The 23,721-nt window shown below is 47.8% G+C and carries 23 protein-coding genes; 6 read left to right on the forward strand and 17 right to left on the reverse strand.

Annotation, left to right across the window (positions count from 1 at the left end; translation table 11 throughout):
- Positions 1-99: 99 nt before the first annotated feature.
- The 4 genes from CP943_RS16250 to CP943_RS16265 all read right to left on the reverse strand — a co-directional run bounded on the left by CP943_RS16250 (position 100) and on the right by CP943_RS16265 (position 4,964).
- On the reverse strand, positions 100-3,006 hold the full coding sequence (locus CP943_RS16250; protein ID WP_105981148.1) for a DNA translocase FtsK: 2,907 nt from the start codon (positions 3,004-3,006) through the stop codon (positions 100-102).
- Positions 3,007-3,190: 184 nt separating this feature from the next.
- Positions 3,191-3,796, reverse strand: a complete 606-nt coding sequence (ytpR, locus tag CP943_RS16255) for a YtpR family tRNA-binding protein (protein WP_039072918.1) — start codon at positions 3,794-3,796, stop codon at positions 3,191-3,193.
- Between the two features lie 18 nt (positions 3,797-3,814).
- Complete coding sequence (locus tag CP943_RS16260; RefSeq protein ID WP_020452613.1) at positions 3,815-4,624, reverse strand: DUF1444 domain-containing protein; 810 nt, start codon at positions 4,622-4,624, stop codon at positions 3,815-3,817.
- Between the two features lie 19 nt (positions 4,625-4,643).
- A complete protein-coding gene (locus tag CP943_RS16265) occupies positions 4,644-4,964 on the reverse strand; it encodes a thioredoxin family protein (RefSeq protein WP_003184462.1) in 321 nt (106 codons plus the stop codon).
- A gap of 290 nt (positions 4,965-5,254) precedes the next feature.
- Between CP943_RS16265 and CP943_RS16270 the strand changes: the two genes are divergently transcribed.
- The gene (locus CP943_RS16270; RefSeq protein WP_020452614.1) at positions 5,255-5,701 is read left to right on the forward strand and encodes a YtoQ family protein; all 447 of its coding nucleotides are present in this window, start codon (positions 5,255-5,257) and stop codon (positions 5,699-5,701) included.
- 52 nt (positions 5,702-5,753) lie between these two features.
- Here the strand turns inward: CP943_RS16270 and CP943_RS16275 are convergent, their stop codons facing one another.
- Positions 5,754-6,827, reverse strand: coding sequence for a M42 family metallopeptidase (locus CP943_RS16275; protein WP_039072919.1), 1,074 nt, complete (start codon positions 6,825-6,827; stop codon positions 5,754-5,756).
- Positions 6,828-6,963: 136 nt separating this feature from the next.
- On the opposite strand from CP943_RS16275, the gene CP943_RS16280 reads away from it, so the two are divergent.
- Positions 6,964-7,278 carry a PepSY domain-containing protein gene (locus CP943_RS16280; RefSeq protein ID WP_020452616.1) on the forward strand — a complete coding sequence of 105 codons (315 nt, stop codon included), beginning with the start codon at positions 6,964-6,966 and terminating at the stop codon, positions 7,276-7,278.
- Between the two features lie 36 nt (positions 7,279-7,314).
- On the opposite strand, the gene CP943_RS16285 is transcribed toward CP943_RS16280, so the two are convergent.
- The 3 genes from CP943_RS16285 to trmB form a co-directional block, all read right to left on the reverse strand.
- Complete coding sequence (locus tag CP943_RS16285; protein WP_165395384.1) at positions 7,315-9,012, reverse strand: NAD-dependent malic enzyme; 1,698 nt, start codon at positions 9,010-9,012, stop codon at positions 7,315-7,317.
- Between the two features lie 73 nt (positions 9,013-9,085).
- Positions 9,086-9,931, reverse strand: a complete 846-nt coding sequence (locus tag CP943_RS16290) for a YtnP family quorum-quenching lactonase (protein WP_023855520.1) — start codon at positions 9,929-9,931, stop codon at positions 9,086-9,088.
- Positions 9,932-10,022: 91 nt separating this feature from the next.
- The gene (trmB, locus tag CP943_RS16295; RefSeq protein ID WP_023855521.1) at positions 10,023-10,664 is read right to left on the reverse strand and encodes a tRNA (guanosine(46)-N7)-methyltransferase TrmB; all 642 of its coding nucleotides are present in this window, start codon (positions 10,662-10,664) and stop codon (positions 10,023-10,025) included.
- Between the two features lie 180 nt (positions 10,665-10,844).
- On the opposite strand from trmB, the gene CP943_RS16300 reads away from it, so the two are divergent.
- The gene (locus CP943_RS16300; RefSeq protein WP_020452620.1) at positions 10,845-11,123 is read left to right on the forward strand and encodes a YtzH-like family protein; all 279 of its coding nucleotides are present in this window, start codon (positions 10,845-10,847) and stop codon (positions 11,121-11,123) included.
- Here the strand turns inward: CP943_RS16300 and CP943_RS16305 are convergent.
- The 5 genes from CP943_RS16305 to thpR form a co-directional block, all read right to left on the reverse strand.
- Positions 11,118-11,921, reverse strand: a complete 804-nt coding sequence (locus tag CP943_RS16305) for a phosphotransferase family protein (RefSeq protein ID WP_020452621.1) — start codon at positions 11,919-11,921, stop codon at positions 11,118-11,120. The two genes, CP943_RS16300 and CP943_RS16305, sit on opposite strands and share 6 nt — an antisense overlap.
- 188 nt (positions 11,922-12,109) lie before the next feature.
- Positions 12,110-14,242: a type I pullulanase gene (gene pulA / locus CP943_RS16310; protein WP_026579061.1), complete on the reverse strand. Its 2,133-nt coding sequence runs from the start codon at positions 14,240-14,242 to the stop codon at positions 12,110-12,112.
- Between the two features lie 26 nt (positions 14,243-14,268).
- Complete coding sequence (locus CP943_RS16315; protein ID WP_026579060.1) at positions 14,269-15,189, reverse strand: YegS/Rv2252/BmrU family lipid kinase; 921 nt, start codon at positions 15,187-15,189, stop codon at positions 14,269-14,271.
- Positions 15,190-15,241: 52 nt separating this feature from the next.
- Positions 15,242-16,183: a hypothetical protein gene (locus CP943_RS16320; protein WP_026579059.1), complete on the reverse strand. Its 942-nt coding sequence runs from the start codon at positions 16,181-16,183 to the stop codon at positions 15,242-15,244.
- On the reverse strand, positions 16,167-16,772 hold the full coding sequence (gene thpR / locus CP943_RS16325; protein ID WP_020452625.1) for an RNA 2',3'-cyclic phosphodiesterase: 606 nt from the start codon (positions 16,770-16,772) through the stop codon (positions 16,167-16,169). Before thpR ends, CP943_RS16320 begins: the two co-directional genes overlap by 17 nt.
- A gap of 139 nt (positions 16,773-16,911) precedes the next feature.
- On the opposite strand from thpR, the gene cysK reads away from it, so the two are divergent.
- Positions 16,912-17,844, forward strand: coding sequence for a cysteine synthase A (gene cysK, locus CP943_RS16330; protein ID WP_020452626.1), 933 nt, complete (start codon positions 16,912-16,914; stop codon positions 17,842-17,844).
- Positions 17,845-17,977: 133 nt separating this feature from the next.
- Entirely contained in the window at positions 17,978-18,157 is a 180-nt protein-coding gene (locus CP943_RS22490; protein ID WP_026579058.1) for a hypothetical protein, read from the forward strand.
- A 118-nt stretch (positions 18,158-18,275) separates the two neighbouring features.
- Here CP943_RS22490 and CP943_RS16340 read toward each other — a convergent pair whose 3' ends face one another.
- Both CP943_RS16340 and pepV read right to left on the reverse strand, forming a co-directional pair.
- Complete coding sequence (locus tag CP943_RS16340; protein WP_020452628.1) at positions 18,276-18,749, reverse strand: DUF2691 family protein; 474 nt, start codon at positions 18,747-18,749, stop codon at positions 18,276-18,278.
- A gap of 16 nt (positions 18,750-18,765) precedes the next feature.
- A complete protein-coding gene (gene pepV / locus CP943_RS16345) occupies positions 18,766-20,157 on the reverse strand; it encodes a dipeptidase PepV (RefSeq protein ID WP_105981149.1) in 1,392 nt (463 codons plus the stop codon).
- Positions 20,158-20,264: 107 nt separating this feature from the next.
- Here pepV and CP943_RS16350 point away from each other — a divergent pair, with 107 nt between their 5' ends.
- Entirely contained in the window at positions 20,265-21,572 is a 1,308-nt protein-coding gene (locus CP943_RS16350) for an NCS2 family permease (RefSeq protein WP_020452630.1), read from the forward strand.
- A 20-nt stretch (positions 21,573-21,592) separates the two neighbouring features.
- On the opposite strand, the gene CP943_RS16355 is transcribed toward CP943_RS16350, so the two are convergent.
- Together CP943_RS16355 and CP943_RS16360 are read right to left on the reverse strand one after the other, a co-directional pair.
- A complete protein-coding gene (locus tag CP943_RS16355; protein WP_105981150.1) occupies positions 21,593-22,753 on the reverse strand; it encodes an ABC transporter permease in 1,161 nt (386 codons plus the stop codon).
- Complete coding sequence (locus tag CP943_RS16360) at positions 22,750-23,457, reverse strand: ABC transporter ATP-binding protein (RefSeq protein ID WP_020452632.1); 708 nt, start codon at positions 23,455-23,457, stop codon at positions 22,750-22,752. Before CP943_RS16360 ends, CP943_RS16355 begins: the two co-directional genes overlap by 4 nt.
- Positions 23,458-23,721 lie beyond the last annotated feature (264 nt).

Genomic DNA, 23,721 nt, shown 5'->3' on the forward strand with positions numbered 1-23,721 from the left:
TTCACGGAAGTGCTCTTAAAAACGGATTAAAACGCCGCTGCCGGCGCTTTAATATGCGGCGCTCTAAAAAAAACACGCCCATCTGCTATCATACCATGTTTAGCCGAAAAGTGAACTACTTTCTATTAACTGTTCCAGCTCGGCCTTTGTAATCAGGACTTCTCTCGGCTTACTTCCTTTCGCCTCAGAAATCATGCCTTCCCTTTCCATCATATCGATTAATCTGGCAGCTCTGTTATAGCCGATGCGAAAGCGTCGCTGCAGGCTTGAAGTGCTGGCGCTGTTTTGTTCCACGGCAAATTCGCACGCTTCCAGAAACAGTTCATCCTGATCAAATCCGGCCGGATTTTGTCTGACCAATTGTTCTTGTTCAAATAAATAGTTCGGCTCCTGCTGCCGTCTGACATGTGAAACGACACGGTCAATCTCCCGGTCGGAAACAAAGTTACCCTGCAGGCGGACCGGTTTGCCTGAACCGTTCTCCAGGAACAGCATATCCCCTTTTCCAAGCAGCTTTTCAGCTCCCGCCATATCGATAATCGTTCTTGAATCGACGGCGCTTGATACAGAAAACGCTATTCTTGTTGGTATATTGGCTTTAATCAAGCCGGTAATGACATCAACTGAAGGCCGCTGCGTCGCGATCAGAAGATGGATGCCGCACGCTCTTGCTTTTTGTGCGATTCGGCAGATGCTTTCTTCCACTTCATTCGGAGCGACCATCATTAAGTCGGCAAGTTCATCAATCACGACAACAAGATAAGGAAGTTTTTCACCCATGTTCTGTTCCCGGACTTTTTCATTAAATCGTTCAATTTCCCGAACACCGGAATGGGCAAATAATTCATAGCGCCGCTCCATTTCTTCGACAACCCATTTTAATGCAGCAGTTGCCGCTTTGGCATCTGTGATGACAGGACTGACGAGATGAGGAATTTTATTATACGGAGCAAGCTCCACCATCTTAGGATCGATAAGCAGAAGCTTGACATCCCTCGGCGCCGATTTGAACAGCAGACTGACTAAGATCGTGTTGATGCATACGCTTTTCCCTGATCCCGTAGCCCCGGCAATCAACCCGTGGGGCATTTTTTTCAGATCTGCCACGACGGGCTTTCCGGAAATGTCGAGTCCGAGGGCTGCGGTCAGAGGGGACGGATTCGTTCTGAATTCCGAACTTCTGATCATTTCGCGCAAATAAACCATTTTACTATGCAGATTCGGCACTTCAATTCCGATCGTATTTTTTCCCGGAATCGGCGCTTCGATCCGAATATCTTTCGCTGACAGGCTGAGTTTAATATCATCTGACAGATTTGTAATTTTGTTTACTTTCACTCCGGGTTCAGGATGCACCTCAAATCTTGTCACAGAAGGCCCCTGGGTGACATGAACGACATTTGCTTTGACATTGAAGTTCTCAAGCGTGACGTCCAACAGCTCGCGCTGCTCGTGTATCCAGGCCTGATCATCCTGCTTTTGCGCCGGAGGCACATCAAGCAAAGACATATTCGGGAACTGATATCCTTGAGGCGCTTTTTCTTTTTGTTTATCTGATGCAAGCATCATGACATTAAACGGAACAGAGCCTTTCTTCGATCCCGGAGCAGCTCCTGTTTCCCGTTTCCGCGGAGCCTCAGGCCGCCCCTCAACTGTCCCTGTACTCTCCCGGTCCTGTTCGCTGTTTTCGGGTTCACCCGCGCTTGACGCTGTCTCTTCCGGTTCCGGTGAAAATGATGCATGCTCATGTCTCCAGCCAGCCTGGCTGCTTCCGCTTGTTTCTTCACGAGCGTCAGCCGGCGTGTTGGAATCTGTCCGGTTTTTGTTATCGGAAGGACCATCGCTCTGGTCGGATACTTCAGAACTGCGGCCAGTGTACTGCTTTTCTGGAATTGAAGCTTCCGGGTCAGGCAGCATTTCGTCCGAGCCGTTAGTCTCCCCATGTTCTTCTACGATGGTTTCTGCATCCTCTGCAGTTTCCTTCTCTTCTCCGGTTTCCTCGATCTGATCCAAAAGCTTTTCGATTTGTTCCGGCGTTTGCTCGGCGGGAATTGCTTCTTCTTCCGTTATGTTCCATGATGCGGTGGCTGTCTCTTCTTCAGCTTCATACCGCAGCGCTTTCTCTTCGGCAAGCCCGCCGCCTTCTGTCATTCGCTCTTGGCGGATTTCCGTTTCTTCCGGAGTATGCGTTGAGACAGAGGTTTCCGTTCGTTCGGATTCATGCCGCAGCGCTTTCTCTTCGGCGAGCCCAGAATCTTCTGTCATTCGCTCTTGGCGGATTTCCGTTTCTTCCGGAGTATGTGTTGAGACAGGGGTTTCCGTTCGTTCGGATTCATACCGCAGCACTTTTTCTTCAGCGGCTTCGCCACCTTCTGTGATTTGCTCTCGGCGGAAATCCGTTTCCTCCGACATATGCGGGACATCTTCAAATTCGGCTCGCCATGTCGGATTGCGACTCTCGCTTTTAGTCAGCGGACGGCCGTTCTTTTCAGTTTGCAAGGAAGGTTCTTCTCGTACCGGCTGCTTATTTCCGGCAACCTTCTGCTCTTTTTCAATTTCTTCGTTAAACAGCGTGACACGCGCTTCCATTTGTTTGTTTGCACGATATGTATAATTTTCCGGTTTGGCTCTTTTCTGTTCATGAAAGCCGTAAACCGGTGACGGGATGACGGACGGCCTAAAGGGTTTTTTCGCCGCTTTCTCTTCATGATGATAGGAATTTCCGGGTTTCGGCTGAGAAGCTGTGTGCCGGCCTGCCGGGCGGCGGGTCCTTTGTTCGCGGCTGTCATCCTTTTCCCGCGGCCGCGAGTTTTGATCAGGTATAACCGGGAAGCGGAATTTCCCTTTTGGATATTCATATACGACTTTTGCGTCGGAAATTTGCGGCATTTCTTCTTCTTTCTCTATAAATGAATCCGCCTCAAACTCTTCTATGTGCTTTTTTTGTTTTTCATTATCTTCATCATCGCCTAAAAACAGGCTGAACATTTTATTAAACCAGCTCATGAATCATCACTCTCTAACTCCCTTAAATTTTTCGGGGACGGTTTTAAGTATACCACTGCTTCCCCACCCAGAAAAGGACAAGTCCTTCTCATGTGTCCGCCCTCCGAATAAAAAAGCCGCCAAGTTTGTCTACCCAGCGGCTTCTTTTTTACATCTATTCGAAAGTTTTGTTCATTTTATGCCGTTAAAATGTAAAAGCTTCTCCTGCTTTACGGCTGTCATCAAGGACAAGAATGCCTTTTTCCTTCGGCGCGTCTGGGAGGTTCAGTTCCTTGGCAGAACAAATCATACCGCTTGACGCCACTCCGCGAAGTTCCGCATCTTTAATAATCATACCGCTCGGCATCACGGCTCCAACTTTGGCTACGACGACTTTTTGGCCGGCTTCAACATTAGGAGCTCCGCAGACGATTTGCAGCGTCTCGCTCCCTGCATTCACTTTGCAGACACTCAGTTTATCGGCATTCGGATGCTTTTCTTTTTCTTCGACATATCCGACTACAAACTTCGGAGAAAGATCGACGGTCAGCTCATCTTTCAAACCGTTGCGGACCAGAATTTCATTCACATCCTGGACAAAGGATTCGGAAAGCGCAACAGCTCCGCTTTCCTCAATGCTCACATATGAGGAGACATTAAAAATGTTATAGCCAGCTGTTTCCTTTGTGTCTTTATGAAAAATTTTCACGACGTCTCCGCAGCGCTCAAAAGCGATCTCTTCGCGCGGAATATCGTTCAATGAGATGAGCAGCGTATCGCCTACGCCTTCTGGATTATAAAATGCGTTCATGAGAAAAATTCCTTTCTATCATTTCTTTTTAGGGCGGTTTTTAGCCAGAATAAAGATCGGTTCAAGCTTTCCATCCTCATAAAGGAAAGAAAGCGCAGTGATCGGCACTGTTCCGTTTGCAAAAAAGCTCATCGACATTTGACCGAGAATATCGTATCCGGCATTGTTGCGGATGTCGGCAATAATCAGCACATCCTGGTGCGGGATTGACACCGCCAGTGTCCCTTCCGCGCTTTTCTCATACTCTGCGAGAATCGATTCGTTCAACACCCTGCTGGCGTCATAGCCGTCATTTGCTCTGAAAAAGTAGAAGTGATTGCCGGCGACTGCGTCTTCTTTGACAACGGTTTGGAGCGAGCGAAGGTTAAAGGAAGCCGTTTCCCGAATCCTTTCCTTTGTCCAGCCCTCTTTTTCAAGCATTTTTTCGTCGATCAGCCGGTATGTGTTGCCAAGATCGAGCGCGTAGTATATTCGTGTTTCAGCCGTGTGGCCGTCAAAAATCAAGGGAACGCCTGCACTGGATTTCTCGGGAAAGGAAGTCGATCGGATGACGGGATAGATGAGACTTTCCCGCCCTTCCATTTCCTGCGACTGGCCTTTCATGGCATTGAGTGCTTCCTCAGTATAATAGACGACTTCGTCAATCGCATCATCTTTTTTCTGCTCCCATTTGGCGATGATCCCCGGGAGTTCGAGTGTAATGCCTTTTCCTGTATTTTTATCCTCGATTCTCAAGGTGTCTTTTTCCCTGTCGAAATGAAAGGACCAGTTGTCATTTTGCAAACGTTTTTTTAATATATCGGAAAGTTTCCTTGACGTCATTTTCATAGAGGAACTCTCCTTTCGGCTACTTATTCAGGGAATCTGTCAAAAATTGCTCGATTTCCTCTTTCGTTTTTCGGTCTTTGCTGACAAAGCGGCTGATTTCGTTTCCTTCTTTAAATACGAGGAAGCTCGGGATTCCGAAAATGTCCCACTCCGCGCACGTATCAATAAATTTGTCACGGTCAACATAATAGAATGTAAATTCCGGATAGTTCGCCTCAAGCTCGGGCAAAAACGGTTCTACAAAACGGCAGTCCGGGCACCAGTCAGCCGAAAACATCAACAAGGATAAATCGTCTTTCACAACTTTTTGCAGTTCTTCATTCGTCTCGATTGTTTTCATCACTCAACGCCTCCAATATATGTTCTTATCATCCATTCGGATCATACCAGACAACCGGCTCCATATCCAGCCTTTTGCTGTCCACCTGCTTTTTTAAAAGATGGACGATTCTTTATGTATCTTACCCGTTTTAAAAAGGGAAAATCTTAACGATCCGATCCTCTTTCATATCATAAGCATAATTTTTTTGCTTTATCAAGCCATTCTCGTTTAACATGGTAAGTAATAGGGTAAAAATATCGGTTAAGGCGCCTTGCGCCGTGATCCCATGACAGTCAGGAGGAGCATGTATGGAATTTATCGTTTATCTTGCCGGAGAAATACATAGCAATTGGCGTGAAGAAGTGAAGGAAAAAGCAAAATCGCTCAAGCTGCCGATCACGTTTGTCGGACCGATGGAAAATCACGACCGCTCCGACAACATCGGTGAAGAAATTATGGGCAAGCAGGCTGATTCGATCGCGAAAGATGATGCAGCCTCGGATTTGAATAATTTTCGAACTTCCGTTTTAATGAACAAAGCGGATGTGGTCATCGCTCTTTTCGGGGAAAAATACAAGCAATGGAACACGGCGATGGATGCTTCATACGCGATTGCCAAAGGCAAGCCGCTGATCATCATCCGTCCTGAGTCACTCCATCATCCGTTAAAAGAACTGTCAAACAAAGCGAACATTACCGTAGAAACTGTCAATCAGGCGATTAAATCGTTGTCGTACGTATTTGAAAGCCGGTAGCTGTATCATCAAAAAGAGACCCTGTGCGTAAAGCGGCACAGGGTCTCTTTGTTCAATCATTTCGCAAAATCGATTGTACGGCAGAACTGTCGCAAGCTTTGACAAGCTTGAGCAGCAATTCTTTTGCAGCAAGGTAGTCATCAACGTGGATAATGGAAGCAGATGTATGGATATATCTTGAACAAATGCCGATCACGGCCGAAGGAACGCCTTCATTTGAGATGTGAACACGACCGGCATCGGTTCCTCCAGGGGAAACAAAATATTGATACGGGATGTCATGAGTCTCTGCCGTATCCAGCACAAAATTTCTCATTTCGCTGTGCGTCACCATCGTCCGGTCGAAAATCCTTAACAACACCCCTTTGCCGAGCTGGCCAAATTGATTTTTGTCGCCGCTCGCATCGTTTGCCGGACTTGCATCAAGCGCGAAAAACAAGTCAGGCTGTATCATATTGGCCGCAGTTTGCGCGCCTCTTGTGCCGAGCTCTTCCTGAACGGTCGCGCCTGAGTAAAGCGTGTTCGGAAGTTCTGCTCCTTGCATTTCTTTCAGCAACTCAATGCTGAGTCCGCAGCCGTAGCGGTTATCCCATGCTTTCGCCATGATCTTCTTTTCATTTGCCATCGGGGTAAACGGACAGATCGGCACGATTTGCTGGCCTGGTTTGACACCGATGCGTTCGGCATCTTCCCTGTCATCCGCACCAATATCAATCATCATGTTTTTGATATCCATTGGACGTCTCCTCTGCTCATCTGTTAAAAGATGAGGAGGCGTGCTCGCGATGACGCCGGGGATCGGCCCGTTGTCCGTATGGATTTCCACCCGCTGAGCCAATAAAACCTGGCTCCACCAGCCGCCCAGTGTTTGAAACCGAAGCAGTCCGTTGTCTGTGATTGATGTCACCATAAATCCCACTTCATCCATATGGCCGGCCACCATAATTTTCGGACTGTCTTCAGGTCCATGTTTAACGCCGAACACGCTTCCCAGTCTGTCCTGGAGGATCTCATCAGCATATTTTTCAAGCTCTTTTTTCATGAAACGGCGGACTAGATGTTCATTTCCCGGGGCGCCGGGGAGCTCCGTCAGCGTTTGAAAAAGCGTTCTCGTTTCCTGATTCATCTGTTTCCCTCTTTTCTTATGTATCTCTCTACATTTTACATAAGTGTGCGATGTGTTTCCAGAAGAGAGCCCATCCTTAACACGGACGGACATGTTCTGTATAATGAAAAAAACAAGCTTTGGAGGTGCTGAAAAGATGAAACTGCGCCATTTTCTTCTTGGGGCCGGCATCGGCATTGCCGCGGCCGTTGTTGTCAAACAATATGTCATGCAGCCTTACATTTCTTCTGAAAAAGCGCTGCGCATCGTCAAGTCCGCTTTTAAACAGAGAGGCCCGATCGACGGTTCATGGATATATACCGTTCCGGAAGCCTATACCGTAAACGGCGAAACCGTCATGGTGTACAAAACAGGCATTACACGTTCTGCTTTCGGAGAGCTTGAACAGTACGAAGTCATGGTTGATGCGAAGACAGGCATGATCGTAGATGTGATTGATACCGCAGCATAGCATATAAAAAATGCGGCCTGAAATGGCCGCATTTTTTTATATGGCGCGAATCGGCCGGTAGACCGGATGCCACATCGCATCCTGTACAGCTTGAATCACATCGCCCGGCTCATTTTCTGCAACTCCGTCTTTTATGGCTGCTTTAATAACAGCCGTTGCCACTGTTGCGGAAACCGTGCGCAAATCCTCAACCTCCGGAAGGAGCGCTGCGCCGGGCCGTCCGGTGTCAACCATACCTGCGATCGCAGCTGCGCTAGCGTAAAACATGTTGTCCGTAATCAGCCTTGCTTTTGATACGAGCGTTCCGAGACCGAGACCGGGGAATACAAAGGCATTGTTCGCCTGGCCGATCGCATAACGGGTGCCGTTGTAATCGACAGGCGCAAACGGGCTTCCTGTGGCGACGAGCGCCCGCCCTTCCGTCCATTTGATCAAATCTTCTGGTCTTGCTTCAGATAACGGCGTCGGATTGGACATCGGAAATATAGCCGGCCGTTTCACATGCTTTGCCATTTCTTTTACGATTTCTTCTGTAAATGCGCCCGATACAGTAGAGGTTCCAATCAAAATGGTAGGCTGCACTTGTTTTACCACCTCAAGCAGATCGATTGTATCCCCCGGGCCGTTCCGGCTAAAGTCTTTGACCTCGTCGGCAGGCCGTGCATACGGCTTTTGAATGTCCTGCAAGTCGTTCATATCATCTGTCAGCAAACCGTTCCGGTCAACACACCAAAAACGGCGGTATGATTCCTCTTCCGACACCCCCTCTTGAATAAGAGCGGCGCGAATTTGCTCTGCGTTGCCGATCCCGGCCGTCCCCGCTCCGAATATGACCACTTTATGATCTTTTAGGGGCATTTTCGATATTTTGACGGCCGCAAGCACCGCTGCAAGGGTGACTGCTCCTGTGCCTTGAATGTCGTCGTTAAAGGTGCAAATTTTGTCTTTGTATTTTTTTAAAATCTGACGTGCATTTTGCGTTCCGAAATCTTCCCAATGCAGCAAAACGCCCGGAAACGTCTCGGTTGCGATTTGAACGTATTGATCAATAAACGATTCATAACGCTCGCCTCTGATTCTTGAATGCTGATTCCCGACATAAAGCGGATCATTGAGAAGCCTTTCCTGGTTCGTCCCCGCATCAATGACAACGGGAAGGACCTTGTTAGGATCGATGCCCGCAGCCGCAGTATAAACGGCAAGCTTTCCGATCGAAATGGCGATGCCTCCGACTCCCCAATCCCCGATTCCGAGAATCCCTTCAGCATCAGTGGCCACAATCAAATCGATCCGGCTTTTTTTAGCGGCCAGATTTTCAAATGCTGTTTTCATGCCTTCAGGGTCATTAACCGACAAAAACAGCCCCCGCGGCTTTCTGTATTCATGGCTGTATTGCTGGATTGCCGTTCCGACAGTCGGGGTATAAACAATCGGCAGCATTTCTGTCATATGGTCGTTCAGAAGCCTGTAGAACAGCACTTCATTTCGGTCATGAAGCGCCGTTAAATAGACGTTTTTGCTCAAGTCATCAGGTTGTGATTGGAACTGTTTATACGCCCGTTTTGCCTGTTCTTCAAGCGTCAGCACCTTGGGAGGAAGCAATCCTGTCAAGCCGAGAGCTTCCCTTTCCTCCGGAGGGAAGGCAACCCCTTTGTTCAGCAGGGGCGTTGCAAGGACTTCAAATCCTCTTAATTGCGTCTCGATCACTTGTTCATTCAGATTATTGTGGCTCACCCGTCGTCTTCCTTTCAAAAGTTAGTTATCCTTAGGATGGATAACTACAAAGCAAACCATTCACCAAAATAGCTTAGCGCCTTTCTCTCTTTACTGACTCTGCAATCTCGCCGTTTTCATCCCATTTTAATGCCCTATAAATGGCGTCATGGTAAAAAATGTACCAGGCGTTTTTCTCGGCGGCTTTCGCCTGCCATGCTTGCTTCGCCGCAATCGATGTCATCGGATAATCGTCGTACGCCAGCACCCAGAGAGGATTCTGATGGGCATGCGTCGGCATAATATCAGCCATATGAAGGGCCGTTTCGCCGGCATCCTCAAGAACGATCACGGAATGACCGTCGCTGTGGCCGCCTGTATGATGCATCGTAATTCCCGGCAAAACTTCGAGCTTCTCATCGAAGGTCCTCACTTGATGCTGAACTGCTTCCCAGTTTTCTTTCCAATATGTATTTTTGGAGCGGATATTCGGATTTCTCATCTCTTCCCATTCGATCGCAGACGTGTAAATCGCTGCATTTGGAAACACGGAAACAAGGCTTTCTCCCTCATAGCGCGTCAATCCGCATGCATGGTCAAAATGGAGATGTGTCATCAGAACGGCGTTGATATCTTCCGTTGAGAGCCCGAGTGCTTTTAACGAGTCAGCAATTGACGATTCTTCGGTGACCCCGTAATTTCGTTTCTGCTTATCCGTCAGTTTGCCGCGTCCGATACCGGAATCGATCAGCAAATTTGTGCCGTCTTTCTGAACAAGTATAGGGTCTGTTCTCAGTTCGATCTGATTTTTCTCATTAACGTCATACTTTTTAGACCAAAGCGGCTTGGGCACAACGCCGAACATGGCGCCTCCGTCCATGTGTGTGACGCCTCCGTTCAGCCATGTCAGCTTGATTCGTCCGATTGTTAAAGTTTCCATGATCATCCCTCCTTCTCCTATCGTAGCAAAAAACGCAACCCGAAGCTTCATTTGAAAGCAAAAAAACAGACCGCCGGAAGCAGTCTGTTTTTTATGTTCGCCATTCAGCTTCTACTCTGTAGATCGGCTGGCCTTTAGCGGCGAACTTTTCTTCGTATTCGGTCATCACGTTTCCTTGAAAATCGCTTTGATGCAGATCAAGGCTGACGAACGTCAAAACGAGTCCGTATTCGGAAAAACTGGTAAGGGAGTACTCAAATAACCCGCGGTTATCGGTTTTGAAATGAATCGCTCCCTTGCCTCCGAGCACCTGCTCATACTTTTTCAAGAACGCTTGATTGGTCAGACGGCGCTTTGCATGGCGTTTTTTCGGCCACGGGTCGGAAAAATTCAAATAGACCCGGTCGACCTCCCCATCTGCAAAAACGTCTGAAAGCATATTGGCATTAATGTTCAAAAGCTTTACATTCGGCGCCTCTGTCTGCTTTACTTTATCAACAGCGGTTACGATGACGCTTTTAAATAATTCGATTCCGATATAGTTTACATCCGGATTTTGCAGGGCCATTCCTGAAATAAATTGCCCTTTTCCGGTTCCTACTTCGATGTGGATCGGGTTGTCATTTCCAAAAATGGAATGCCATTTCCCTTTACATTGAGACGGCTCGCTGATCACAATATGAGAGTTTTCAGCCAGGTAGTCATCCGCCCAAGGCTTGTGACGCATTCGCATGTACTTACACCTCTATTTGTTATATCGTCTTACAACATACCATGAAATCCCGGAATCCCGCAAGGCCTCTTCCAAAGCAAAAAAGACCGAAGATCGGCCTCCGGGTCTTTCGCGTATAAATTACAGCTTTCTGAACATTTTAATCCATATACTCCGAGAATGAAGGGAAGTGCCAATATTATGGGCTTAAATCAGCAAAATCAGATTCATCTATTAAAAGATATTCTCTCAGACCATCAGGCAGACTGCACCGGAACCGTCGCTGAGTGCGAACAGATGGAGCGGATTATCAAGTCTTTAATGGCAAATACGAATCTTGACGCCGGCCTGAAAGGCGTTCTCGAAGACATTTATTTGTACAGCCAGAGGGGAAAATCGTCCGCTTCAATCAACAGCCACATTCAGGAACACCAGGATCATCTCACACAATGGGTGGAAGATATCGGCTCATTTTCATGAAGCTCCGGCGAGACGCTTCATTAATGCGTGAAGCTGTTCCAGCCCTTGGTGAAAGCCTTCCTGATTGCCTTTCGCTTCTTGCCAGAGTGTTGTCATTGCTTTTTCCGCCAATACGTACCAGGCCATTCTCAGCCTGAGATTGTCCGTTAACGAAGAGCCGTAGCGTTCGAGCCAGCTTCCCCATTCCCGCTCTTCAACGTAATGATAAAGAAGCGGCCCCAGATCGATCGCGGGGTCTGCAATCATCGCTCCATCCCAATCGATTAAATAAAGCTGGTTCTGATCTGTAAGAAGCCAATTGTTATGATTCACATCGCAGTGACAGACGACCTTTTCTCCGGACTGTACATCATCGAGATGGTGCTCCAGATACAAAAGGGCTTGGTCAAGCTGCGGTATCGGATATTGCCGGGCCTGGATAAACTGCTTCAATTGAGTGATTACAGAGCTTGGCTGAAAAGGCTGCTTGCCGAGTCTCTTCAGCATGTCTAAAAGCTCTTTGGAGCTGTGAATTTTCCGAAGCATCTCAGCCACCGCCTGGCTGTTCATATCCTTCGGCTTCAGTTCTCTTCCCTTGAGCCAGTGCTGTGCTGTAATCACATCCCCGTTTTCCATTCGTTTTGTCCAAACGAGCTTAGGAACAATTCCTTCCGCGGACAGGACAGCCAAAAAAGGAGAGCTGTTGCGCTTTAAAAAAAGCTGCTGTCCATTATGTTCTGCATAATATGCGTCTCCTGTAGCTCCTCCTGCGGGGGAAATCTCCCATTCGCTACCTAGTAATTGTCCCAACCAGTTCATATCGATTTTCAACCCATCATTTCATTAAAAGATTTTAAAAAGCATCTGCTCCCTAGAGCGGGCAGCAAACCGCTTGTATTGTCGTCTCTTTATATTCAAATAAAAAGACGGCTATTGAGAGTCATTTGTGCTAAACAATAGCCGTCTTTTAAATTTTAGCGCTAGACGCCAAACTTCGTCAAGCAAAACTAAAAAATCCCTTTTGGTTCGTATAGAACATAGGTTCCGATGCCGTTCAGCCGAAGCCTTTTTTCCGCTTGAACCTTCCCATTGAAGAACGTAAAAGGATCGCAGTGCAGCAAGTACTGTTTCTGGGCGGGCAGCTCAAGCGTTTCCTTTTTTGCAGACGGACAATGCACCACTATGATTTCGTTCCAGGGATCAAATGCTGCAATGTTCTTCAGCTTGTAGGCCGTCACTTCTCCTGTACCGCTCATAAAAGAAAGATGTTCCTTGACTTCCTCCTCTTTTTGCAGACGAAAAGCGGGATGGCTTCTCCGCAGCCTGATCAGCTGGCGCACATATTCGACGTCCTCGCAAAGCTCCGCCCGCTTTTCCCAATCGAGCCTGTTGATGCCATCTCCCGACCTGTAGCTGTTGCTGTCCCCATTCTTTGTTCGGCAAAATTCCTGCCCGGCATGAAGAAATGGAACGCCTTGCGAAAGCAGGACGATCGACAGCGCGAGCCTTTGCCTGAGCCGTTTTGTGCAGGCATCTTCTTCCGAACAGAAGGCCATCTTATCCCAAAACGTATGATTGTCATGGCACTCCGCATAATTGATTGACTGTGGCGGCAGCAAGAATCCCGGTGAGCCGGCAATTCCATGTTGAAGCTCAGCTTTTTTTCCAGTGTCCCCTAAAGCATATCCGCGGTCACCGAGCTCAAATGTACTCCCTTTGACTGCGTTTCTGAACCGATCATTAAAAAAGCCGACCGCCGGAACTTTCCTGGCATTTTGCAATGTTGCTTTTTGCCCGCTTTCAAGCGGGGTATTTAAATCCCAGCCTTCTCCGAACAGGAGCGCGCCCGGCTTCACATTCTCGGCAAGCTTACTGATTTGGCGGACGGTTTCAATATCAAGAATGCCCATTAAATCAAAACGAATTCCATCGACATCATATTCTTCAAGCCAATAGCGGACAGAATCGAGAATATATTTTCGCACCATCAGCCGCTCAGATGCAATGTCATTTCCGACGCCTGTTCCGTCGGCTGGAAAACCGTATTCATTATGTCTGAAAAAATACCCGGGAACCGTTTTTTCAAAAGGGGATGTTTCCCTCTTGTACACATGATTATATACGGCATCCATGATCACGGAGAAGCCGTGTTTGTGCAGCGTCTGAAACATCGTTTTCAGCTCGGTGATTCTGCTTTTGGGGTTCTGCGGATCGAGCGAATAGCTTCCTTCAGGCGCATTAAAATGAAGGGGGTTATAGCCCCAATTATAGGATTGGTCCGGAGACAGCTCGTCAACTCCGGCAAAATCGTGAAAGGGCAGAACCTCGATATGGGTGACACCGAGCTCTTTCAAATAGGCAATTCCAGTTGAGAAGCCGCCGGACGTTTCAGTTCCGTCCTCTGTAAAAGCAAGATATTTGCCTTTATGGCGCATACCGCTGTCTTCATGAATCGAAAAATCGCGGATGTGAACCTCATATATAATCGCATCACACGGACTGTGAAGGCTTGGCGCACGGTATTTTTTCACTTTGACTTCCTCAGGATCTATTACAACGCCCTTTTCCCCGTTTACCGTAACAGCTTTCGCATAAGGATCGACTGTCAATAACGGCGTCCCGTTTACATAAAGCTTATATAAATAGGACCAGCCGTTCAGATCGCCTTCGACCGTTACCTCAAAAACACCCTTTTCTCTGCGCATCATTTGAAAAGTATTTGTTTGAAGCGAATCAGGGCTCTCCAGCTTGATCGCTGCCGTACTCGCGGTCGGCGCCCATACCTTAAATAAAGTACGCTCTTTTGAATAAAAAGCACCGAGACGGCCGTCATAAAAAAAAGCCTTGTCAAACGCCGCACTTCGCGTAACAGAACCAATTTGCAGGTCTGTCCAGACGCTTTCTTCACAGCATACTTTATGAACTCTTCCGAATGGAACGGGGCGGCTGCTTTCGAGAACATACTTGAATTTCTCCTCAAGCTCCTCCGTCGCTTTTACCGAAAGCTCTATCTTCCCTCCTTGATCATCTTCAAGCAGAAAAGGGGGGCTGCAGCTTGACGCGCGGCTCTTCGGAACTAAAACAGTGATCGTTCTCATTTCATCGAGATAAGCTTCAAAGGGGCGGCTGATACCCGGCATCTCAGTCTCTCCTTCATTCGAAAGATTTATGCTCTTAACCGAAGAGATTCGGTCCCTGTTTTGATGAAAACGGGCGCCCAGCCGATCACCTCTCCATCCGCTTGAAAGAGCACCCGCTCATTCGTATGAAAATAAATTTCTTTCGTCTTAAACGCCGTAACACCGTTTTTACCGATGTGTTTGCCGAATATCATTGCAAACAAGAGGCCGGCTTTTTTCAATAAGGAGCGGTCTTCAATAATGATCACGTCTAAAAACTCATCCCGCGGATTCGCGTTCGGTGCAATCTTCATGTCTCCGCCATAGTAGGGGTGATTTGAAACCGACGCAAACCAGATTTTTTTAAACGTACGCTTGTCATCCCCATTCTCATACGAAAGAACAAACGGTTTAAACGTAAACGCCGTAACAAAGAAAATCAGTGGCTGAATCAAATGATTCAGCCTGAGAGCAGCCGTCCATTTCGGCAAAGCAGTCATCTTTTTGACGGCGCAGGCATCAAATCCTAGGCTGAGATAATTGGCAAAATAAAGTTCGTTTTCACTGTCTTTCGTATGAAAGCTTCCGAGGGCATAGGTCCGGGTCAGCGATTGCCCTTTTCGCTTCATTTCTTTAATGACATTCGATTTTTTCACGGCAAAGCCGCGTTTAAAATCATTATTTAAGCCCGACGGGATGACGCTCAGCTGAATATCCCGCAAGCTGACTAAGCCGTTGAGCACTTCATGGACGGTTCCGTCCCCGCCGATCACCAGCAGACGCTTCAGCCTGTCATCCTGCATCGTTGATATTTGCCTTGCCAACACTTCAGCATGCCCGGGATGCTGGGTCATAAATGAGCGGTACGATATATTTGCCTTTTGAAGGTCTTTCTGCAATGATTTCCATACTCTGAAGGCCGTCGCATTTCCCGCCTTTGGATTTATGATGATATACCAATCGCTCATGATTCCATTCTCCATTTTATAGTATGAAAAAGCCGGGATAACGTTCTGGCGGTCAGCTCAGCCATTCCTGTCTCCGCATCGAGTCGGAGACGCCGTGCGACAACAGAATTTTCGCCGTTTTCAGCTGCTGGCTTTTAATCGGGGCGAAGTTCTTTTGCTGCTTCTCCAGCCACTCTTTCCAGTGTCTTTTGTCGCAAATGCTGATACCGTAAGGAGGTTCCGGATAATCGATATACGATGTCCGGCTGACAACGACTTTGCGCACAGGCAGTTCAATCCCCGATCCCTTTAACAAGCCGGAAAGAACCGTGCCTGTCCTGAGAAGCTCAACAGCCGGATTTAACAGTGACCGTTCTCTTCCTCTTACCGTTTTTTCTTTCCAAAAACGATCTTTGGAACCGATAAATGCGCTGTCCTTCTCACCTTCGAGAAATGATATACAGTAGATCTCAAGAGGTGTGAGAATCAAGACGCTGAGCTCTACCGCAGCCTGATTCACCTGCAGCACCGGCCGATACATGATGAAATATGAATCCGGCAGCTGCTGTGCCAAAATGTGCAGGATTTTATCGCTTTTTATTTCCCGGGAAAGCCTGGATATGTCAGAGATTGTCGAGCTTGCCCATTTCAGCTGAAACTCGTACACGTATTCTTTGAAAAACGACACGAGTTCCTCCCCTGCCGCAGGAATTCTTGCAATCAAGCTTTCATCCGTTTCTCCATCCAGTCCGTTAAACCATTCATCGGCTTCTTTTCCTTTATTAATATCGGATGCTTCTTTTTTTCTCTTTAATGTAAATGTCTTCTTTCTTTTTCCGACCGCTTCATCATCGGCGGCTTCTTTATCGTAATGAAGGCTGTCTTTCTTTTTCTCAGCTATCTCTTTAATTGACTGCCAGCGCTGCTTTTTCAAGCGGATAAACTGGTTGATATAATGATAAGGATCCTGTTCATACCTTGAAATGCAGTCCTGTATTTTAATAATCTGTGCCATCTGCGTTCATCTCCGAATCCTGCTTTTCTGCAGCCGGCCGTTCACCGAAATGGAAAACGGCTTGATGCTCATATTTGGGAAGCCTGTCTAAATGAGTTTGAAAGATGGTGAAATGCCCGGCCGTAAAAGACACCGCGTCTTCAAGAGGCTCCAGGCGGCCGTTAAAAGAAGCCGATCCATTCCACTTTCTAGCAACCGTCATATGTGGATGAAAAGGCCGTTTTTCAATTTCAAATCCCGCCGCATCTGCAGCATGCTTCACCCGTTCCCTCACGTGAAAGAGAGCGTCTGAGTATTCCGGTTCCGCATGAAGAATTCTCGGCTCCGACGGCTTGCCGAAGGTTCCGAAACGTTTCAATGCAATCTGAAACGGAGCCGTCTCAGCGGAGATCAGCTTGAGGCTGTCAGCAAGCATAGCCAGCTGCTCTTCTTCAGCGGAGCCGAGGAACACGAGGGTGATGTGGTAGTCCAAAGGATGCACCCATCTATGAAAAGAAAATTCCGGACGGCTGCTGACTGTTCGATAAAGCGGCTCACTAAGCTCCGCCGGAATTGGAATTCCAATAAAGTAATGCGGTTTGACTGACATATGTATGGCTTCCTCCTCATTCGTCTTCTCTATATTTTAACAAAAAATATAAGGACTTATAACCTCTCTATTTTCCACTTTCCGAGGCCTTATGATAGGATAATGACAGAATCATGTTTTTTGGAAAGGGTGCACAGCCGTGAAAGCCGTTCACAATATTGCAGAATTAATCGGGGAAACGCCCCTTGTCAAGTTGAACCGCGTTCAGCCCGAAAACGCAGCCCAAGTTTATATCAAGCTTGAATCTTTTAATCCGAGCGGAAGCGTGAAAGACCGCGCGGCCTACCAAATGATTGTGGATGCCGAAGAAAAAGGCCTGCTGAAACCGGGTTCAACCATCATCGAACCGACGAGCGGAAACACCGGCATCGGCCTTGCGATGAACGCTGCGGCAAGAGGCTACAAAGCCATTCTTGTTATGCCTGATACGATGACAAAAGAGCGGATCAACCTTCTGAAAGCGTACGGAGCTGAGGTCGTCCTGACGCCGGGGGATGAAAGGATGCCGGGCAGCATCAAAAAAGCGCAGGAGCTTGCTCGGGAAATTCCGGGCAGCTTTATTCCGATGCAGTTTGATAATGAAGCCAATCCGGAGGCTCACCGGAGATCAACCGCTCTGGAAATTGCCCGGGCAATAGAAGAAATCGGCAAACCGCTTGCCGCATTTGTTGCAACAGCAGGAACAGGGGGAACGATTACCGGAACAGGCGAAAAGCTGAAAGCGTTATTTCCGGGGATAACCGTTCATGTGGCAGAACCTGCAGGGTCGCCTGTTTTATCCGGGGGCAAACCGGGAAAGCACAAGCTTGTCGGGACAAGTCCGGGATTTATTCCAAACATTTTAAACGAAAACGTCTATGACGAAATCTTAAAGATCAAGGACGAAGAAGCCTATGAGATGACGCGCAGATTGGCGCGGGAAGAAGGAATCCTTGTCGGCCCTTCTTCTGGGGCCGCTTGCTTCGCCGCTGTTGAAACAGCTAAGAAGCTCCCTCCCGACAAAGTGGTCGTCTGTATGACAGCCGATACAGGAGAACGCTATTTATCAAGCGATTTATTTCAATTTGATTAAGAGAGAAAAGCCTGGTTTCTGTTGTGAAATCAGGCTCAGATTGTTGAAAAAATCCCAAAGCTAAGAGACGTTTTGGGATTTTTTCATCTTTTTAGCGTGAACCGCAACCCTTGCAGTCTAGGAAGGCCGAGCATTGGAGCTGGTTGTGATGACGGCAGTGTTCAGGCAGGACGACGCCTGCTCCGTTAGCCGCCGTTTCTCTTTTGTTCGTGAGCACCGACTTAGCAGGCCTGACAACGAATGCGAGGGTCTGCCGACACGGAAAGAAGCAGATAAAACGCCCGTAACCGAAAAAGAACAAAAAATAAAATGAATAAAACCGTTTCCTCACATGCAGCAATTCCTTTTCCTGCTTCAAAAAGCCCCTCTCCTGAAAACAGCAATGTTTAACAGCAAAAAAGCCGCTCTAGAGAGCGGCCGTCTTCGTTATGCTACACATGCATTCCTGTCCTGGCATCGTTGTGATCCGTTATATATTCAATCCGCTTGAAACCGCAGTCCTTTGCATTTTGATATAGAAGCTCCAGTTTTTTTTGATCTTTGCAGTATATCGTGACAAAACTCGAATCGGCTGTAAGCACAATCAGCTCGCAGCTGCTTTTCATATATGATTCATATGTGCTGACATCTTCAGGATGGCCATCCTTCGGAAAAGCCTTCAGATCGGCGAAGATGAGATAGTACCTTGCGTCTTCCAGCCTTTTTTTAAATGCTTCTCCTGTCATCACCTGCGGATCTTGAGGAAAAAGATTTTCATCTGACAATTCACCGTTTTCTACGAGATAGCATTCGCCATCGGCAAGCAGCCAATTGAAATCGGCCGGTTCAACCGGCTTCAGCATATCGAGAAGAAAGCGCCCGTACCCGTTCGGGATTTCAAATAAAACGCCTCGCTTATGACTCATGTCATCACTCTCTTTGCTACTTCGCCAATTCATAAATGGCCTGTGCATAAATCGATACAGCCTTCAGCAGATCATCAATTTCCATATACTCGTCTTTCTGATGGGCAACGTCGGGACGGCCTGGAAACAGCGGTCCAAATGCCACGCCGGCTTCCAGTGACCGTGCATATGTCGCCCCTCCGATCGAAATTAATTGTGCCGTTTCCCCTGTCTGCTCCTCATAGACCCGCTGCAGCGTTTGGATCAGCTCATGGTCTTTTGCTACATGATGGGGCTTGCTGTCTTTAAAGCTCACCAGCCGGGCGCCCTTTATTTGCGAAAGCCCGGATTTCACCCGATCGCTCTCTTCAGTCACAGGATAGCGGATGTTAATATGGGCTTCTCCGCCTTTTTCCTGTTCATACTGCAGCCGGCCGACATTCAACGTCAACTCTCCACTGATGTCATCGCGGCAGCCGATGCCGATTTTTTTCCCTCTCGTATCTCCGGCAAAAGCCCCGCTAACCGTTTGAACAAACTGGAGCCCGGCTCTGTCAAGGGATTGGGTATGTAAAAACTCGGACAAAATGAGGCCGGCATTGACACCGTTATTAGGCTCCATGGCGTGAGCTGATTTGCCGTACACGGTTAATGTCAGTCTGCCGTCTTCTTGAAAAATACGCCCTTCTGCACGCTTTTCTTTTACAAATCGGACAAATGACTCTTCAAAACCTGATGGGGCAGACCCCTCCAGGACGGCTTCGGCGTCATCAGGCACCATGTTCAGACGCCGGCCGGACCGGAAAGTCTCCAATGTTAAGTCCGCACCTGTTTCCGCTTGATCAGTTTCAATTTTTAAAGCCGCGTCAATCAGGCCTTTTTCCGCATAGATAATCGGAAAATCAGCATCAGGCGCAAAACCGGCCGAAGGCATCTCTTCGTGTTTAAAATAATGCTCCACACAGCGCCAGTCGCTTTCTTCATCAGTGCCGATAATCATTCTGATTCGCTTTGATAATGGGAGGCCGGAGTCTTTGACAATTTTTAATGCATGATACGCGGCCATTGTCGGCCCTTTATCATCAAGCGCTCCCCTTGCATAGATGCGGCCGTCTCTAATTTCTGCAGCAAACGGATCGCTCGTCCAGCCATCTCCGGGCGGAACGACATCAATATGGCAAAGCACGCCGATGATCTCCTCGCCTTTCCCCCATTCGATATGGCCTGCATACCCGTCAAGATTTTTGACCGTAAATCCGCTTTCTTCCCCTTTATTCAAAAGCGCTGTCAGGCATTCTTGAATTCCTTTTCCAAACGGCCGACCCGGACCCGCCGTCTCTTCATCAAGGACGCTGTTGATTTTTAAAAAACCTTGAATATCCTCTACGATCTCATTCCGTCTTTTTGACACTTCCTGTTCCCAGTTCATAATTTCGCCCCTTCTTTTTTTAGTTTAGCCAAAAACCCTTGCAAAAACACCCGATAACGAATAATATAGATATTGTTTTGCTATAATGTTCGTTATTGGAGGAAATGATGTTTAACATAAAAGAAAACCAAACCACAGTCAAAAAAGAAATCCTCGCCGGTATTACAACCTTCTTTACAATGGTTTATATCGTCGTGGTCAACCCTAGTATCCTATCCGGTACAGGCGTCCCGTTTGATCAAGTGTTCACTGCCACAATCATTGCTGCCGTCGTCGGAACGCTTTGGATGGCGCTTTCCGCCAACTTTCCGATCGCGATTGCACCCGGGATGGGGCTGAATGCGTATTTTGCAGTGTCAGTCGTCGGCTCGTCCAACGGCGAAATTTCTTACCAGACAGCGTTCAGCGCTGTTTTCGCGGCCGGTATCCTCTTTATTATCTTATCGCTAACACCTCTTAGAAAACAACTGATCGAAGCCATTCCGGCTAACCTAAAATACGGGATTACCGCCGGAATCGGCTTGTTTATCGCTTTTGTCGGTCTGAGAGGAGCCGGAATCATTACCGCCAATGAATCCAATTTGGTCGGACTCGGCAATCTGCACTCGCCCGGAGTGATCCTGGCACTAATCGGCTTGGCTTTCTCCGTCGTTTTGATGGTCATGAATGTGAACGGCGCTCTATTTTTCGGTATGATCTTAACCGGCCTGATCGCCTTTTTTACCGGCCAGCTTGAGTTTACCAAAGGGATTCTGTCAATGCCTCATCTGCCGGAAAAACTGATCGTCACAAACCCTTTCGCCGCTTTTGGAGATGTCGTCCACTACGGCCTTTATTCGGTTGTCTTCTCGTTCCTGCTCGTCACGATTTTTGATACGACAGGAACGATGATCGGTGTCGCCGAACAAGCCGGACTCATGAAAAACAACAAACTGCCGAATGCAAGAAAAGCCCTTCTTGCCGATTCGACAGCGACGACGATCGGCGCAATGTTCGGGACAAGCCCGACGACCGCTTATATCGAATCATCCGCAGGGGTGGCCGCAGGCGGAAGAACAGGGCTTACGTCTTTAACAGTCGCTGTGCTTTTCGGAGCGGCGCTGTTTTTCAGCCCGCTTGTGAGCGCGGTCTCCGGGATCTCAGCGATTACGTCGCCGGCATTGATCATTGTAGGAAGCATGATGATCGGCGCTGTCACCAACATTCGCTGGAAAGAGCTTGACGAAGCATTCCCGGCCTTTCTCGTCATTTTGACAATGCCGCTGACATCATCTATTGCGACAGGCATTTCCCTCGGGTTTATTTCTTATCCGATTGTCAAAGCCGCGAAAGGCAAATGGCGCGAAATTCATCCGCTTGTCTTCGTGTTTGCCGTTCTCTTTTTCATACACCTCTTCTTTTTGGAAGGGCATTAAACGACTGAACCCCGTCTTTTTTAAAAAGACGGGGTTTTCAGCATCAGGCTGAGCGCGATGACGAGGCAGCACCAGATCAACCCCGGATAGAAAAACCAGTCAATGGAATTCCGCCTGGCTTCATAAAAAGCGTCGCTTTCTTTGTCTGCCCCCAGCAAAAAAACGCGTTCCATCACCTTGTCAAAATGGACGGACAACAGACTTCGATAAGCGAAGGCAAAAACCAGGAGAGCGCCCGCTTTCATCCAGATCGGTCCAACCATGATCAGCGCCGTAAAAATGCCGATCATTTGCATAACCTGTCTTTTATAGTCCGGATGGCGCAGCATCACTTTAAAAAAGATTTCCTTAAGGCCATTTTGCACTGTACGGGCTTTAAAGATGTTCCGAGATTTTTTAAAGAACAGCCGCGGCCCTTTTGCCCCTCGTTTCCCCTGCTTCGGCACGCTTCCATCCAGGTTCAGCGACAGGAAAAATTTTGCGAGTCTCAGCTTTCTTCTGTTATCAAATTCAACCTCTTCATAAAATAGATACATGTTGCCGAGAGTGCCGCCGGCGGTCTTCAGCGCGGCCACAGACAGCACCATGCCGCTCAAGAGTACAACCGGCCAGGAAAACAACAAAACAACTGCACAAGCCGACAGCCACACGAAAAAGATCAGTCCGGCGTTCAGCACCCGGTGTTTCAGCTTGTACTGCCATCCGATGTTCCGCCTCTTCAAGACGGTGATCAAGGAATTGAGACAGAAATAAAAAAAGAATACGGCGAGACAAGCGGGCAGTTCAATCCCAAATTGTCTGACGAACAGAGGAGTAAACACGGCCGCCGCCAACAGCCATTTGCAAAACTGGATAAACAGACAATATAAATAGCCGCACCTTTTCATGTCCAGCACGAGTGTCTTTTTTTGCAACAAATAAAGCTGATCAGCTTCCATTAAAAATGTCCTCACAGACCCAAACAGCGTAAAAACGGCCGGAGCAAGCACAATCAATCCGGCCTGCCATCCGTTATCAAACGACCCTCCATTCAGCCATTTGATATATTGATAAACGCCGATTCCAGCCGCAGGCAGTACAATATACAGCGCAACCGTCCAATCGATGACCAGTTTGATGATCCGGAGCTGATAAAGACAGTCCGCTTTCAGCCTGCTGATAAACAGAGCCCGGCCGCTCATGCGGGAGCACCTTTTACAGCAAAGTAAAAGCAGTCAAGCAGCGAGCCACCCGAAAGGCCGGTTTTCTCCTGCAGCTCTTCGAGCGTACCTTCCAGCATCAGACGGCCATTTGAAATCAGCAAAAAACGGTCACAGATCTTCTCGGCGGTATCCAGCACATGCGTACAAAGCAAAATACCCGCTCCCCGCTTCTGCTCTTCTTTCAGCATATCCAAAAAGAGGCGGCTTGCGATCGGGTCGAGCCCGATAAACGGTTCATCGATAATATATAGATCAGGCTGCATGAGAAAAGCATGGATCAGCATCAGCTTTTGCTGCATCCCTTTCGAAAAGCTCCCCGGATAATCATGAAGCGCATGCTCCAGCGAGAATCGCTCGATGAGCCGATTCGCCCTCGGCAAAAACGAGGACTCGTCCTCCTGCAAAAACGTCCCTAAAGCCGTGATATGCTCCCATAAAGTCAATTCGTCGTAAAAACTGGGCTGTTCAGGTATGTATGCATAGTTTGACGTTTCAGCCCATTCAACCTGCCCGGCCATATGCCTTGTTAAACCGAGTATCGTTTTAATTGTCGTGCTTTTCCCCGCTCCATTCGGTCCGATTAATCCGACAAGCTCGCCTTCCCCCACAGTAAACGATATATTTTCGATCGCCGATTCCTTTTCTTCATAACCGGATTTCTCAATATGCACTTTTAATTTCATTATCTTTACCACCTCTCTTTTACTACGTATGAAGCTAGAAAAAGTTTAAAATTTTTTTGGCAAAAAAACGTGATCGTACTGCATGTTCTGCTCACGATTTTCATTTTTTCATTAATTTGGCTCCGGCTTTTTTCTGGATATTTGGCAAAGAGATCGTGTATAATATTTATTGATCATTTTCAAGAAATGGTCGCTAACCGTCCATGCTGCATTTTGGAGTCGTAAGTTGTGGTAGTCAAGTCCATTCGATCATACGATAGGGAG

Origin of the sequence: Bacillus paralicheniformis (assembly GCF_002993925.1) — a bacterium.
Lineage (GTDB): Bacteria > Bacillota > Bacilli > Bacillales > Bacillaceae > Bacillus > Bacillus paralicheniformis.